This window comes from Marinomonas profundimaris (genome assembly GCF_000508165.1).
In the GTDB taxonomy this organism is placed as follows: domain Bacteria; phylum Pseudomonadota; class Gammaproteobacteria; order Pseudomonadales; family Marinomonadaceae; genus Marinomonas; species Marinomonas profundimaris.
Map to the genome: position 1 here is coordinate 98,246 of NZ_AYOZ01000012.1, position 14,784 is coordinate 113,029.

20 protein-coding genes are annotated in these 14,784 nt (G+C 44.8%); 3 read left to right on the top strand and 17 right to left on the bottom strand.

Annotation, left to right across the window (positions count from 1 at the left end):
• Window positions 1–72 precede the first annotated feature (72 nt).
• The 11 genes from D104_RS26680 to D104_RS26730 form a co-directional block, all read right to left on the bottom strand.
• The gene (locus D104_RS26680) at window positions 73–651 is read right to left on the bottom strand and encodes a cysteine hydrolase family protein (protein ID WP_024023707.1); all 579 of its coding nucleotides are present in this window, start codon (window positions 649–651) and stop codon (window positions 73–75) included.
• Window positions 641–982 carry a hypothetical protein gene (locus D104_RS26685; protein WP_024023708.1) on the bottom strand — a complete coding sequence of 114 codons (342 nt, stop codon included), beginning with the start codon at window positions 980–982 and terminating at the stop codon, window positions 641–643. The genes D104_RS26680 and D104_RS26685 overlap by 11 nt, the downstream gene beginning before the upstream one ends.
• Window positions 983–1,202: 220 nt before the next feature.
• A complete protein-coding gene (locus D104_RS26690) occupies window positions 1,203–1,499 on the bottom strand; it encodes a Dabb family protein (RefSeq protein ID WP_024023709.1) in 297 nt (98 codons plus the stop codon).
• Window positions 1,500–1,603: 104 nt separating this feature from the next.
• Window positions 1,604–2,407 (bottom strand): endo alpha-1,4 polygalactosaminidase, encoded by an 804-nt coding sequence (locus D104_RS26695; protein WP_024023710.1) that lies wholly within the window; start codon window positions 2,405–2,407, stop codon window positions 1,604–1,606.
• 234 nt (window positions 2,408–2,641) lie between these two features.
• A complete protein-coding gene (locus tag D104_RS26700) occupies window positions 2,642–3,274 on the bottom strand; it encodes a response regulator transcription factor (protein ID WP_024023712.1) in 633 nt (210 codons plus the stop codon).
• Between the two features lie 19 nt (window positions 3,275–3,293).
• Window positions 3,294–4,652, bottom strand: coding sequence for a cache domain-containing protein (locus D104_RS26705; protein ID WP_024023713.1), 1,359 nt, complete (start codon window positions 4,650–4,652; stop codon window positions 3,294–3,296).
• Window positions 4,653–4,784: 132 nt separating this feature from the next.
• Complete coding sequence (locus tag D104_RS26710; protein ID WP_024023714.1) at window positions 4,785–6,074, bottom strand: TRAP transporter large permease; 1,290 nt, start codon at window positions 6,072–6,074, stop codon at window positions 4,785–4,787.
• Window positions 6,075–6,107: 33 nt separating this feature from the next.
• Window positions 6,108–6,647: a TRAP transporter small permease subunit gene (locus D104_RS26715; RefSeq protein ID WP_024023715.1), complete on the bottom strand. Its 540-nt coding sequence runs from the start codon at window positions 6,645–6,647 to the stop codon at window positions 6,108–6,110.
• 56 nt (window positions 6,648–6,703) lie between these two features.
• Window positions 6,704–7,789: a TRAP transporter substrate-binding protein gene (locus tag D104_RS26720; protein ID WP_024023716.1), complete on the bottom strand. Its 1,086-nt coding sequence runs from the start codon at window positions 7,787–7,789 to the stop codon at window positions 6,704–6,706.
• Window positions 7,790–7,950: 161 nt separating this feature from the next.
• Entirely contained in the window at window positions 7,951–8,637 is a 687-nt protein-coding gene (locus D104_RS26725) for a platelet-activating factor acetylhydrolase IB subunit (RefSeq protein WP_024023717.1), read from the bottom strand.
• Complete coding sequence (locus tag D104_RS26730; protein WP_024023718.1) at window positions 8,634–9,098, bottom strand: GNAT family N-acetyltransferase; 465 nt, start codon at window positions 9,096–9,098, stop codon at window positions 8,634–8,636. Before D104_RS26730 ends, D104_RS26725 begins: the two co-directional genes overlap by 4 nt.
• A gap of 156 nt (window positions 9,099–9,254) precedes the next feature.
• Between D104_RS26730 and D104_RS26735 the strand changes: the two genes are divergently transcribed.
• Complete coding sequence (locus tag D104_RS26735) at window positions 9,255–9,995, top strand: ElyC/SanA/YdcF family protein (RefSeq protein WP_024023719.1); 741 nt, start codon at window positions 9,255–9,257, stop codon at window positions 9,993–9,995.
• Window positions 9,996–9,998: 3 nt separating this feature from the next.
• Window positions 9,999–10,193 (top strand): hypothetical protein, encoded by a 195-nt coding sequence (locus D104_RS26740; RefSeq protein ID WP_024023720.1) that lies wholly within the window; start codon window positions 9,999–10,001, stop codon window positions 10,191–10,193.
• A gap of 10 nt (window positions 10,194–10,203) precedes the next feature.
• Here the strand turns inward: D104_RS26740 and D104_RS26745 are convergent, their stop codons facing one another.
• The 5 genes from D104_RS26745 to D104_RS26765 all read right to left on the bottom strand — a co-directional run bounded on the left by D104_RS26745 (window position 10,204) and on the right by D104_RS26765 (window position 13,324).
• A complete protein-coding gene (locus D104_RS26745) occupies window positions 10,204–10,506 on the bottom strand; it encodes a helix-turn-helix domain-containing protein (protein WP_024023721.1) in 303 nt (100 codons plus the stop codon).
• Window positions 10,506–10,790, bottom strand: a complete 285-nt coding sequence (locus D104_RS26750; RefSeq protein WP_024023722.1) for a type II toxin-antitoxin system RelE/ParE family toxin — start codon at window positions 10,788–10,790, stop codon at window positions 10,506–10,508. The genes D104_RS26745 and D104_RS26750 overlap by 1 nt, the downstream gene beginning before the upstream one ends.
• Before the next feature lie 202 nt (window positions 10,791–10,992).
• On the bottom strand, window positions 10,993–11,655 hold the full coding sequence (locus D104_RS26755) for an anthranilate synthase component II (RefSeq protein ID WP_031214723.1): 663 nt from the start codon (window positions 11,653–11,655) through the stop codon (window positions 10,993–10,995).
• A 26-nt stretch (window positions 11,656–11,681) separates the two neighbouring features.
• A complete protein-coding gene (locus D104_RS26760; protein ID WP_024023724.1) occupies window positions 11,682–13,097 on the bottom strand; it encodes an anthranilate synthase component I family protein in 1,416 nt (471 codons plus the stop codon).
• Window positions 13,094–13,324 carry a Trp family transcriptional regulator gene (locus D104_RS26765; protein ID WP_024023725.1) on the bottom strand — a complete coding sequence of 77 codons (231 nt, stop codon included), beginning with the start codon at window positions 13,322–13,324 and terminating at the stop codon, window positions 13,094–13,096. Before D104_RS26765 ends, D104_RS26760 begins: the two co-directional genes overlap by 4 nt.
• 265 nt (window positions 13,325–13,589) lie before the next feature.
• Here D104_RS26765 and D104_RS26770 point away from each other — a divergent pair, with 265 nt between their 5' ends.
• Entirely contained in the window at window positions 13,590–13,901 is a 312-nt protein-coding gene (locus tag D104_RS26770; RefSeq protein ID WP_024023726.1) for a cupin domain-containing protein, read from the top strand.
• Here the strand turns inward: D104_RS26770 and D104_RS26775 are convergent, their stop codons facing one another.
• On the bottom strand, window positions 13,902–14,657 hold the full coding sequence (locus D104_RS26775; protein ID WP_024023727.1) for an SDR family NAD(P)-dependent oxidoreductase: 756 nt from the start codon (window positions 14,655–14,657) through the stop codon (window positions 13,902–13,904).
• Window positions 14,658–14,784: the final 127 nt, after the last annotated feature.

Sequence of the window (14,784 nt, forward strand, 5' to 3'; positions counted from 1 at the left end):
AAGAAACCCTTTTTGATGGCCAACGGAATTATTTCCGTTGGCTTTTTTTATGATAAACAAAAGAGGAAAAATCTAATCGCGTAGCGAGGTGTGTTCTTTCGGTAATAAGGCAAACGCTTCGTCTTGGGTGATGACCGTGGCGTATTCCCCATGCAAATTCGCCAATGACATGGCGTGTACTTCATCGGCACTGCGCGACTGACCAAAAAAGTCCTCTTTCTCAAACGCAAAACAAGCACTGCCCACCACATATGTCGTAAAGCCTAAGTTACCAGCGCTTCTTACCGTCGACTCCACTGAATTATTGGTACTGACACCAGCGACCACAAGCGCTTTGGTGTCCAACTCACGTAACCAAGATTCTAAGTCCGAATAGGTAAACGCATCCGGAACGGATTTTTCGATGACTTTTTCATCTTCAAGGGGCTGAAATGCATCCTGAAATAAAACCCCATCTTGTTCTGGCCAGAACAAAGATTCAGGCTCTGTGGAAATGTGTCGAACATGAACAATAGGCGCATGGCTCGCTCGCCAATGGGCAATCAACTCCGCGATTTCATGTTCCGCATTGGGGTTATTTCGTTCTCCAGCTTGTGGCCAAGACATACCTTGCTGCATGTCAATAATCATCAAGACCGCGTTATGATTCATCCGTATTTCCTTTGCTTTTTTCGAGGGCTAATAAACGTTTGTTTTGCTTACGCAGTTGAAAAAAGAACACCACCAGCGCCATGCACAATAAAAATGTCAGGTTGCCAAGAAAGTTTACGCGATACTCTAACGAAAGCACTTGTGCCATTTTTTCGTCGATGACTTGGTAATCTTCTAAGCTCAGCGTAGACATTTGTAAAATCGCTACGTTTCGCTCAAGCTCAAAAACGGTCTGCGCCAGTTTTTGCTGCTCCTTTGAAGCCGAGGTTGCTGCAATGGAAGTCGACAAACAAAACACAAGGAACACACTTAACACCAATCGATATAACATGAGACATCCCTATAAAATAGATTCATTTATCGCATCATAACCGGACAAAAAGCGAACAATCCAGCCAATCAAACATTATTTTCACTTCACAAGGTAGCGCCATGTTTATCACTGAACACCTTGTTTTAGAAATAAAGACCATAAACCCAAAATCCCACCTTGGTAATGACGTCCGAAGGTGGGATTTTTAATGGTAAAACACGCTCGTAACCAAACGCGTTTATACTTTGTAATCAAAGACGGTAATGTCTTCTAAAATTGGCCCTAACTGTGCTTTTAGCACGTCGTGCTCTGGATGTGGAATATAAGCATCACGAGCCGCTTCATCAACAAACGTCATTAAGACGCAATGGGTATAGTCTTTATTGCGCCCTTCAGGGCTATTGTTCAATCCCCATTCAACGGCTTCAATGCCGTCTATTTTGTTTTTTATCTGCTCGAAATTACGCAATGACGTCGCAATATCGTCTTCTTTGGCTTGATCTTTATAGTGAATAAACAATACGTGACGAATCATAAAAACTCCTATTTAAACGATACAACACTATATAAATGCCACATTATCAATAAGGAAACACAAGGCGTCCTGTCAGTGAAAAACATCATCAGAGTATAGTGACATTACGGTAAACAGCTCAATCTAAACGCATCATTCAGCTCCAAAGGCAACACTAAAGTACTGAACTTGAGCGCTAAAGATTGCTTGCACATCGTATTTTTCTGCGACACATCATCCACATAAATCTTACGATACTCCGCGCTTAATACAGGTTTGTTGTTTTTTATAAAAATCGAATACGAACGACACTCTGAATATTCGAAACACTGCTCAACAACAGAAAAATCAAACTCATCAACCAAGGCTCTCGTTTGATCTGGGTCGTTTTTCAGACCAATGGCCAAGCCCCGTTGATGCGCTTGTGTCGCTAAAAAGCGATTGAATTTCAATTGGTCATTTTGATGGAAATAAAACCCCGTATTAGTGCGATAACTGTCAACATTGTCGGGTTCAACGCCATCACAGCCTTTTTCAACCGCGAGATCAAGGCGACGAATCATGACATCCCGCACCGACTGAGAGCGAATATCTAACCAGCGCTCGTTGTCCCAACCGCTCAGGGTTTTGCCCAAATCTTTAGCGGCAAACACCGCGGCATCGGGCCGCCAATCTTCATAGGATCCCGCTGAAAAATAACAAATGACTTTTTTACCAGAAGCATGCAAACGTTCGATAAGATCAGCGGGAGAATCAAATAAATCGATGTCATACACATCCACGTCGTAGCCTTCATTGACGACACCATCAAGTTGCCACTGCCACGTCACTGAAACCGGTGGACGATACCAATCCGCTGCATATAAAGGAGAAAGAAAAGACAAAAGAAGCAAACACGACGCCGTGAGTCGAAAGAGTAAAACGCGCATGGTGGACTCCATATCGTTGAAAGGCCAAAAAAGCCCACGACAAGGTTTGTCGTGGGCTCTACTCTACGCGGTTATGTCAGGAAAGGCTTAAAAGTGGCGGAATTAAGCTGAATTAACTGTCTTTCCCTACAAATCCCCTTCACATAAACAGCCTGGTACGATGGTTAACGCCAGCGTTTTGATGCTGGTTACGCTGTCGATAATAACGTCTTCCAACTGGATAAGGTGCGGCATTTAATCGATTAGTCTATGTTCCAGTGCGTACTTTATCAAACCAGCCGAGGTATGAATGTTCAGTTTGTTTTTGACATTTTGACGATGGGTTTCAACCGTTCGAACACTAATACTCAACGACTGAGCAATCTCTTTATTCGACAAGCCTGCCGCCACTTCTTTTAATACGGCGACTTCGCGCTTGGTCAGTTCTTCGCATTGTTTGGGTGACGGCGCCTGAGAAAACAACGAGTCCGACGCGCCAGAACTAAAATACGTGCCGCCTTGATGAACAGTGTTAATCGCTTGAACAAGTTCTTCCGAAGACACGTCTTTCAGCACATAACCATTTGCGCCCGATTGGATCAACGACAAAATGTATTCTTTATCATGATGCATGCTGAGCATGAGGATTTTGACATTCGGTTGCTCGGCTTTAAATCGTTTTGTGGCTTCTAATCCATTTAATACCGGCATAGAAACGTCCATAAGGACAAGGTCAGGTTGTGTTTCACCCGCTTTTTCCAAGGCTTCTTGGCCATTCGACGCGGTGGCAATAATGTCGATGTTGTCTTCCATTTCCAAACGGGCTTGAAGCCCATCCAAGACCAACATGTGATCATCCACTAAGAGAACTCGAATTTTTTTTATCATTATTTTCGCTCTTTCTCGATTATTTATACGGCTGCTCAAGGGGCAAAAGTGCATGCACTTTTGTGCCTTTTCCACGTTGCGATTCCAGCATGAAATCACCGCCAATTAACTCAAGCCGTTCCCGCATATTGATCAAACCAATACCGGACGACATGGCCGATTTATGCGAAAGACCGACGCCGTCATCCAAGCAGTCGAACACAATATGTCGGTCAGATTGCCACACTTGCAGTTCGATGTGCTTTGCCTGTGCGTGTTTCTCAATGTTCGTTAACGATTCTTGCGTCAGGCGATAAAGCGTAATTTCAATTTCATCAGGAATAACACTCTGAACTTGAAAGTGGTAGACCACATCGATCCCTGTGCGTTCCAGAAATTGGTCGATCAGCGCTTTAATTGCTGTATCCAAACCTAAATCGTCCAGCAGCGTGGGTCGCAAATTATGGGAAATTTGTCGTACCTCTTTGATGGTTTGGCCAATCAAATCACTGGCCTTGTCTAACTCGCATTGAACAATGGTTTCATCGTGCTCACGTTTTAGCTTATTTCCCGCCAATTCAATACGGAATTTACAACTCACTAACAATTGATTAATGCCGTCGTGCAATTCACGCGAAAAGCCACGACGCTCATTCACCTGCAAGCGCATGAAACGCTGCGCCAATTCTTTGAGCCGCGAGTCCGCCAACTTATGTTCATGAAGATTGATCGCCAACCCCAGCAGAATCACCAAGATCACGGTAATCACCACCACCACGATCACACTAAAAAAGCTGCGTTGAATGTTGTCGTTCATCGTCGCTTGGGTGTTAGCTAATTCGGCGTAAATATCATCTAAGTACAAGCCCGTTCCCATCATCCAATTCCATCGATTAATGGAAATGACGTAACCAAGCTTGTCTTCTTGCTTCATTAATGGCGGTTTTTCCCAAATGTATCGATGATAACCACCACCCGCTTGCGCCGCTTTGATTAAGCCTTGGATCAAGTGATTGCCTGAACGATCCTGAAATTCCCACAGGTTTTTACCAACAAAATCCGGCTGAGTCGGATGCACCAAATTAACGCCTGACATTTCATACGCAAAAAAGTAGCCGTCGTCTTCATAACTTAAATTCGCGAGAATTTTTTTAACTTGAAATTGCGCTTCCGCTTCGCTTAGTGATTCGTTCTCTAGCACCGGACGAATCGCCGACATGGCAATATTGACGTGATTTTTCAGCGCTTGTTTCTTGGCATTCACCAAGTTGTATTCGTAAATAGACAATTCCTGCGAAGCAAGATCACGGGCAGACTGAAGCCCCAAATAAGTAATAATCGCCGTCGCAACAATTAAGGGTGCAATGGCAAGTAAGATAATTTTACTTTTTAAACGCACGGAAGAGACCTTCTTTATTATTTTCATGTTGCCGACATCACACGACCAGCGGGCTTTTTCCCACTCAGAAAAAACAGCAAAAAAAGCGGGTAACCACCCGCTTTTCGTTTTCCCTGTATAACACTATTTTGATCAGCCCATGCCATACCAAGTCGGAAAGACCATAATACTGGCTAAAACTAGGATCTGGATCAAAATAAACGGCATCACACCTTTGTAAATGTCTGTGGTTCTGATCGAACTAGGCGCAACCCCTTTGAGATAGAATAGACTAAATCCAAAGGGCGGCGTGAGAAACGAGGTTTGTAAGTTCATCGCGATCAAGATCGCAAACCACACCATATTAATGCCCAAGGCTTCCGCGACTGGCGCTAAAATTGGCACGATGATGAAAGCAATTTCAACAAAATCGATGAAGAATCCCAAGATCAAAATGGCAATCATCGCCAAGATAATAAAGCCCCATTTTTCGCCCGGTAAGCTCAGCAATGCTTCTTCAACAATGTAATCGCCACCGGTGTAACTGAATGCCATCGAAAACGCCGTAGCGCCCATCAAAATAGCAAACACCATCGCGGTGACTTTCACTGTTTCCAAACCACTGTCGTAAAGCATTTTCCAACTGAATTGACGGTAAATCAGCGCCAAAATAATTGCGCCAACACCGCCTAATGCAGACGATTCCGTCGGTGTCGCAATACCCGTAAAGATAGAACCCAAGACGATTAAAACAAGCGCCAAAGGAGGAATGATCGCTTTCAGCGCGCTGCGAATTTGTTCCGCGCGTGTCTCCTTGTCTAAGTCTTGAGGCATGGCCGGCGCCATCTCAGGATTCAAAAAAGTCAGGATCAAAATATAAACAATGTAACAACCAATCAACACCATGCCCGGCATAAGCGCGGCTTGGAACAGATCGCCCACTGGAATACCTAAAACGTCGCCTAGAATAATCAAAATAATGGACGGAGGAATGATTTGCCCCAGGGTGCCAGAAGCACAAATGGTGCCGCAGGCTAAGGACTTGTTGTAGTTGTATTTCAGCATCACTGGCAGCGAGATAAGACCCATTGCTACCACACTGGCACCAACCACACCGGTCGACGCGGCCAATAGCGCGCCTACTAAAATAGTCGAAATGGCCAAACCGCCTCGCACGCCGCCAAAGAGTTTCCCCATGGCTTCTAGTAGCTGCTCGGCTAATCTGGTTTTCTGTAACACGATGCCCATAAAGACAAACAAAGGCACCGCCATCATGACCGTATTTTCCATGTAACTTTGGATACGGAAAGGCATGAAGGCAAACATATCGAAACCTTCGGCAAACACGCCGAAAATCAAGGCAATACCGCCAAAAGTGAAGGCAACAGGGAAGCCCAGTAATAGCATTACTAAGGCAACAAAAAACATGATTATACCAATCATAAACAACCTATAAGTTTAAAATGGTGACAAGAATTAATGCTGAATAGGCGGATGTGAGAAACCGTCTTCGCTCACGCCACGCAGCACATTAATACAGCGAATAATCATGCCTAAGCCACTAATGGCCATAGAGAAAAAGGCAAAAGGGATAACCGCTTTAATAATCCAACGATAAGGTAAACCACCTGGGTCACCGCTGGTTTCACCAAGAGAAAATGCTTCGTATGAGAACCCTACGCCGTAATAGCCGACTAGTAAGGTAAAAGGCATTAGGAAAAAAACGCAGCCAAATAAATCGATCCATGCTTTGCCTCGAATGGACAAATTCTCATAAATTAGATCCACACGAACATGCCCGCCATGCTGAATACCATAAGGAATACCCAACAAGAAAATGGCCGCATAAAGATGCCATTCCAACTCTTGCATACCAATGGACACATCGTTAAAGGCATAACGCATCAAAACGTCGTAAAACACATTGAACAGCAGAGCGATAAACAAGACCGTGGAGACGACACCAAGCACGTTTGAAAAACGCGCAATGCCTCGTTCTAGGTGAATTAAAAACATGACGAACTCCTAGACAAAACAAAGCGGATGCTCAGCACCCGCCCTGTTTAGAGGTTTTATTCTGCTAAGCTATCTACGCTATCAAGGTAGGCACGATCAGAAATATTGGTCCAAACGCGTACCTTCTTCAGGTATTTCGCTTGAGAATCCAAAATTTCTTTCGCTAAAGGATCTTCCGCTGCTTTTTCATCAAGAAGCTCTTGGTTGGCTTTTTTCATCGCCATCAGCACGTCTTTCGGGAAGGTTTTTACTTGAACATTCGGGTATTCCGTTTTCATGGTCGCCCAGTTTTCTGCGCTCTCATGGTAAGACTGAATGTACATGTCGTAAGACGCAAGCTTCATAGAAGTGCGAAGGATCTCACGAAGATCGTCTGGTAATTTTTTCCACGTACGCTCGTTCACAAGGAACTGAAGTTCCGTTGCTGGCTCATGCCAACCTGTGTAGTAGTAAGGCGCAATTTTGTGGAAACCCATACGCAAATCAAGAGACGGTCCAACCCATTCCAACGCATCAATCGTACGACGCTCAAGCGCGGTGTAAAGTTCACCAGACGCGATATTGGTTGGTTTTGCACCCAGTTTCGCTAGGACTTCACCAGCAAAACCTGGAATACGCATTTTCAGACCTTGTAGGTCATCAAGGGAATTGATTTCTTTTTGGAACCAACCACCCATTTGGTTACCAGTATTACCACCTGGGAACGACAACAGACCGAACGGTTGATACACTTTTTGCATCAAATCCATACCGCCGCCGTAGTAGAACCAGCCGTACTGTTCTGGCGTGATCATACCGAATGGCATCGTGGTGAAATATAAAGTGTTAGGCACTTTGCCTTTCCAGTAATAAGACGCGGAATGACCCATGTCGTATTGACCAGAACGCACCATATCAAACACACCCAAAGGCGCTTTGTGTTTGTTGGCAGAATCGATGGTGATTTTCAAACGTCCGTTGGACATTTCGTCAGCGATACGCGCCATGTTTCGTGGGGCATCACCGAAAATAGGGAAGTTAGACGACCATGTTTCTGCCATCTTCAATTTATACACTCTCTCCGCTGAAAAAGCAGGCAGGGAAAAAGTACTAACAGCAACCGCAGCGGCGGCAACCAGAGTCGTGATTTTTAAGGATTTCATTGTTTTTATCATCCTGTTCTGTATTTATTTTTATAAAACATAGTTAAGCAGGATGGATAATCGCGCGTATAGAAAGTGCAAACAATTCGTACGAATACCGAGTAAAAACGCGGAAACCACTTACAGGGCTCCGTATTACTACGTAGTAATGCGAAATTAAATTAAGAGAAAGGCGATGCCAATAGACGCTGTAAATGGGATTCAATGGCCTCGGCGAAGACACGATATTGGTTAGCGTTAGGATGAAGAAAATCATTCATCACATCACTGGTCAGCCGACCATTTTCATCCAAAAACTGGTGATTAATATCAAGAAAAAACACACGTTTTTCATCCGCATAAGTGCGAATAATCTGATTCACTTGCTCATTCAACACCCGCAGTTTCTGTGTTGGCTTTGCGCTACGAGGAAAGACCGCCAAGAGCAATATTTTGGTGCGCGGAAGCTTCTCGCCCAATACATCTAATATTGTCTTAATGCCCAACGCAGTGTCTTCCGCTTTATCCATACGATGACCCGCGTTATTGGTTCCAACTAATAAAACCAATAACTTAGGCTGAATATTGTCGATTTCACCATGAGCCAATCGCCATAAAACATGCTCAGTGCGATCTCCATTAAAGCCAAGATTCAGTGCGTGCCTTGGTTGATAAAATGCCTCCCACACATCCGCGCCTTCTTTCTCCCACGCTTGCGTGATGGAATCCCCAAGAAACACCAGATCCACACGATCCATCGTATTTTTTTCAGCGAGCTTTGCTTCATGGCGAGGCAACCACCAGACCGTGTCTTGTGGAGCTGGCGTAACCGATAAACACTTTGACTGGTTAATTGGCTTTTCCATCATAAATTACGTCCTAAAAAGTGCGTTCCTGGAATCGGGTTGAAACTTACCGGATCACAAGGCTCAAACCCCAAGCGAATATACAAGCGTCTTGCGGTTTCAAAATCCGCTAACACATCCAAACACATACGTTGATAGCCATTTCCCTTGGCACAAGACATAAGCTTAGTGACTAATTTCTCGCCCAAACGATGACCACGTTCAGTTGGACGAATATAAACTCGCTTCATTTCACAAACAGCAGCATCAACTCGACGAAAGGCGCCACAGCCAACCACTTCACTATATTTCCAGATAAGTAACACCACACCATTGGGAAGCGAGTATTTACCATCCAGAGCAATAAATTCTTGTTCGTTTTGTTGGTAGTCCAAGCTCACCGGAGCTGACGCAATATACTCACGAAAAATAGCTAACACATTGTCATTGTCTTGTGGGAAATCGGCAGGGCGAATGGAAAACATGACGCATCCTTAACGTTAAAAACTTAATGGTCAAAATAATACCGACAAAACAACCTGAAAAACAAAGCTTAATAGAACCCTTTTAAGCTTTAAGGCAAAACCATACTCCTTTATGATCTCTGCACTCTAAAACGACATCATTAAAGAGATAGCACAGTGGGCATTATTCTTTTTTACATCAAAAAAACCGTTGGCATGATGTTAATGCCGATTCCGCTAACACTGTTGATAATGTGCTTGTCATTATTACTCATGAGAAAGCGCCCTAAAACCGCCAAGTTTTTCTTATTCTGCGGGATACTTTTATTGGGATTAACCAGTTGGAATCCGATGGCAGATCGACTTATTTCGACCGTTGAAAAAGACATGTACATCTTTGATATCAAAAAACCAGTCGACGTCGTTATAGTGCTCGGCAGCGGACACAAAGACTTAAACAACACGCCTGCTGTGATGAAGCTAGGAAGCAGCGCCCTGTTTCGTCTTGAGGAAGGATTACGCATTTTATCCGCCAACCCCAACGCAACCTTGTTCGTTTCTGGTTATTCAGGTGGTATGTCAGAATCCCACGCCGTCGTCATGCGCAACGCCGCAATAGAATTGGGCGTGAGCCCGAATAAGATCCGCACCTTCCCACTCGCCAAAGACACCCAAGACGAAGCCTATAGCATGGCACCTTACTTGAAAGGAAAACGCGTCGCTTTAGTCACCGAAGCATCACATTTAAAACGGGCTACTATCTTCTTCAAGCAAGCGGGAATAAACACCATACCCGCGCCCGCCATGTACTTAGGATCCGAAAAAAGCGATTGGCAACTCAACGCCAATGCCAGCTACAAAAGCGAACGCGCTTTTTACGAATGGCTTGGGCGCACTTGGCAATGGATTAAGGAGTAAGCAATGACATCTAAAATGACATTTGAAGCGGATAAGAGAGATGACCCAATATCTCACGATACTTGGTTAACACAGCAAATAAACACCGCTTTCGAGAATATGGAAAACGGCCTTGCTGTATTTGTATCAAACGAAGAAGCCAATACTCAGATGGCAGATTTTAAAGCGGAAATTTGTGCTAAAAGTAAGCTTTTATAGTTACACTGCCTTATAAATTAAACTCGTAATGGCTGCCATCGGGCAATTCAACATCCACGGTTAGTTTGCCACCAGCACCTTCAACATAACGCTTCAAAGTCGATAGCTTTACATCACGGCCTTTGCGTTCCATGCCTGCAATCGTTGGTTGTTTCACGCCAAGCGTGTTTGCCATATCCTCTTGAGTGATATGCATGCGTTCACGTAACTGGGCGAGATGAATGCCAAGCACCATGTCTGCCGCTTTTTTACGGGCATTTTTTACTATTTTAGGCTTCTGATCTGAAATTAACTTATCAAGCGTTCTAGCCATTACTCACCTCGACTTTTTAGATTCAGTAGATGCTTTTCAAATTCTCTATCTGCAACTGGAATCATCTGTTCATAAAATCGCTTATCTTTCCCTGTTTTCTCCCCAGCACACAATAAAATACCGGTTCTGCTTGGATTGAATGCATAGAGCGAGCGGATAGGGTTGCCCTTACTTTGCACTCTTAGCTCTTTCATATTGCTGAACTTCGAGCCATTCACAGCATCAGCATAAGGCCTAGATAATTGAGGTCCTTTTTGCTGTAGCAAAAGCAATGTTGCCAACACGTTTTCTTTATCAATGTCTTCCAGAGTTTCAAACCATTCATCAAAAACATCCGTTGTTTCTTACTCCACATAAATTCCCTTTTATATAAAATAATAGCTTTTAAACTATATAGCCTTAAGCCTATTTTATCAATAAAAAAAAGCAGCACCCATCACTGGACACTGCTTTTTAATATTTTAAAGGTAGTGAATTCCTAATGAATCAAACCTGAAACAAAAAATTCTTAATCAGGTCTTTGCCGCCTTCTGTGGCGAAGGATTCTGGGTGAAATTGAATCCCTTGAATCGGGTATTCTTTATGACGAATGCCCATGAGTTCGAACTTACCGCCTTGGTGAATCGTCGCGATATCGTTGAAGTCGACTTCTTTTAAATCCCCCACCGAGGCCGTGACTTCTAGCACATCGGGGAAACTTTCCGCTTCGGCGATTAATGAGTGATAACGCATGACTTCTAGCTGGTCTGGAATGTCGTGGAAGATGCCTTCGCCGTTGTGCGTAATCGGGCTAGTTTTCCCGTGCATCGGCAAGGGCGCCTTGACGACGTTACCGCCGAACACATGACAAATTCCCTGCATTCCCAAGCAAACGCCCATCAAAGGAACGGTTTTACCGAACGCCAGAATCACATCAGCACAAATACCAAAATACGCTTTGTCGTCAGGCGAACCAGGCCCAGGGGAAATAATAATACGATCTGGCGCGGCGGCACGAATGTCGTCTAATGTCACTTCGTCGTTACGTTTTACGATCACCTCAAAAGCGTCAATTTCACCTCGGCTTTGCTCGGTTTCCAACACTTCACCAATAAACTGATACAAGTTGTAAGTGAAGGAGTCGTAGTTGTCGATAATATACACTTTCATCTGTCTTTCTTTCATGTCTGATTCCCTTACGCTTTGGATACTGGCGCGAAGCTGTCTAACACACGTTTGGTGCCAGCAAATTTGCGTTGGATTTCTTCGTATTCGTCTTCTGCGTTTGAGTCGTATACGTTACCGCCGCAGGTTTGTACGTAGGCTTTGTTGCCATTGGCGAACACGGTGCGAATCGGAATCGCAAACATGCAATCGCCATTAAACGAGAACTGACCCACCGCGCCGCCATAAGGACCACGACCGTCGTTTTCCAAATCATCGATGATTTTCATCGCTTCGATTTTTGGCGCGCCCGTCAAGGTTCCTGCAGGGAAGTTACTCGCCAACGCCGAGAACATATCGTGATCTTCGGCCATGATGCCGACAATTTCACTGGAAATGTGCTGAACGTGACTGAAACGTTTAATGTCCATCAAAGAGCGAACTTTCACCGTACCAAAACGCGCCACACGACCAATGTCGTTGCGATGCAAATCGACAATCATATTATGTTCAGCGATTTCTTTCGGATCATTCAACAACGCACGCGCTAACGCCGTGTCTTCTTTTTCGTCTACACCACGCTTCGCCGTGCCCGCTAACGGGAAGGTTTCCATTTCCCCTTGGCGAACGCGGAACAACAATTCTGGGCTCGCGCCGATGACTTTTTGCTCGCCAAACTTGATATAATACATTTGCGGTGACGGATTCACTTCGCGTAATTGCTCGTACAAGTTAATGGTGTCGCCTTCCATATCAAACCATTTTTTGAAGCCGACTTCGCACTGGAAGATCTTACCTTCGACGATGTCTTGCTTCACTTTAGCCACTGCATCCGCGTGATCCATTTTACTCATGGATTCACCCGCTGGCGTGACAACGAAGGCGCCATTTTCCGGCGTTGGTTCCGCCATCATGGCTTGCACAAGGTCTAAACGATTGCCGCCAGCATCCGACTCCTCATAGTAGAAGTACGTCACTTCGCCCGTCATTTTGTCCAGAATTAGGCCATCTTTGTACAAACCAAAACGGAACGCATCAAACATCTCGCTGGCTTGAAGGTCTAAACTTGGCTCGAAATAGTTCATACTGTCGTAACCGATATAACCCGTTAAACCGCCCGCAAAACCACGAGACAAAATATTCTGTGGCACAATGCTGCGCAGCAAGTAATAAGGGTTATCGGATTCGTAAGATTCCGTGCTGCCATCACGCTCTTGGATAAACAACTGCTTGCCTTCCGCCCAGATGAGTTTTTCAGGGTCAAAACCAATAATCGAATGGCGGGAAATAAAGCTCTCTTCGCCAAGGGATTCCAGCATAAAACAGTGCTCAAATCGCTTTTCGACCTTCTTAAACAAGTCAAAAAAATCACAGTCAGAACTGATGGTAACGTACTTAGGTTTGCGCGGTAGCGATATACGCTCCGGCTTTTTATTGGATTGACTCATGCTTCTTTTAATTCCTTAAATGCTCGGGAACCACGGGTCACCGTGGCAATACCTACGCCCAACTGCTTCGCAATTTCGCGCTGCGGCACGCCTTGTTCCAACAGGGAAAATATTTGCAACCTGTGCTGCATCTCATTGATTTCATTCGGCGTGAGCAGCGCTTTTAAACGCTTCTCCAACACCGCTTTGTCATCGGCTTCGGTTAAAAACTGGACCAAGTCTTTCATAGGCACTTCTATCTGATAAACCGTTATGTATTCACGTACTAGTACAGTATAGAATTTAAGAAGAGTAAGCAACCATATAAAGTGATAAAAATTAAAGTTTGGATTTTACCAAAAGCCTCTCCTCTAACCATTCCAACATTTTGCCGTATCCAGCCCGTATTTTAACTTTTATCGCCACCATTTTAACCTAAGCGATACTACCGCCTTGTCTTCATTGCTATGACATTCTAACTTCGTGGTGTCTCTATCATTCAGGAATAAAACAATGATTTTCATCAAAGCCAAAAACTTCACGGCGGATCGCGCTTGGGGCGCGTTGGACATTGCCAATATGAATGGCGTGACAACACGTTTGCATTGGACGGATCAGCCATATAAATGGCATATCAATGATGGTGAGGAAGTGTTTGTGGTGCTGGATGGCGAGGTGAATATGCATTATCGAAAAGACAATGCAGAGCACGTTCAACGAATGTCGGTGGGCGATATTTTCTTCGCGGCAATTGGTACAGAACACGTTGCGCACCCCATTGGCGAGGCGCGCATTTTGGTGATAGAAAAAGAAGGCAGCGTGTAGTTACAAGAACATGCCGCCGGACGCTTCGATTCGTTGTCCTGTCATCCAGCCCGCTTCTTGACTGAAGAACAACCCAACCACACCGCCAATATCCTCCGCTTCACCCACACGACCCAACGCCGTAATCGATGACACCATTTGGTTCATTTGTTGATTGTCGCGAATATTGCCATCACGGAAATCCGTTGCGATTGCACCGGGTGCAATGGTATTCACTCGAATTTGTCGCGCGGCGAGCTCTTTCGCCATATAGCGCGTCATCACTTCGACTGCGCCTTTTGCCATGGCGTAGGCGGCGGAACCCGGCAAGCTAAAACGCGCCAAACCCGACGACACATTCAAAATATGACCGCCGTCTTTCATGAATGGCAACAAGGCTTGCGTTAAAAAGAATGGGCCTTTGACGTGAATCGCCAACATGTCTTCCAGCTCAGCGTACGTGGTTTCTTCTATGCTGGCGTGCAATCCTGTGCCGGCGTTGTTTAGTAAGTAATCGAAGTCCTCTCGACCGAATTCCCGTTGTAATATACTTTTAACCTGCTGGGTAAACGCTGTAAATGCCGACACATCGCGTGTGTCTAATGGCATTGCATAGGCTTTTTGACCTTTTTGTCGAATGGCTTCGACCACTTCTTGCGCCGCCCCACTGTTGCTGTGATAAGTGAATAATACGTCTACGCCTTTATCCGCCAATGCCAACGCGCTGCTTCTGCCTAAACCACGGCTGCCGCCGGTAATGATTGCTAACTTGTTCATCATTTTCTCCACACTATTTTATCGGAAGGATGTCGCTGCTAAGCCACGTTGGCCTTCTGCAGTGTGTGTAGAATAGGCGTTAGATTATGATCAATAAACACACATAAAGTGATATCATTGTTCGGAT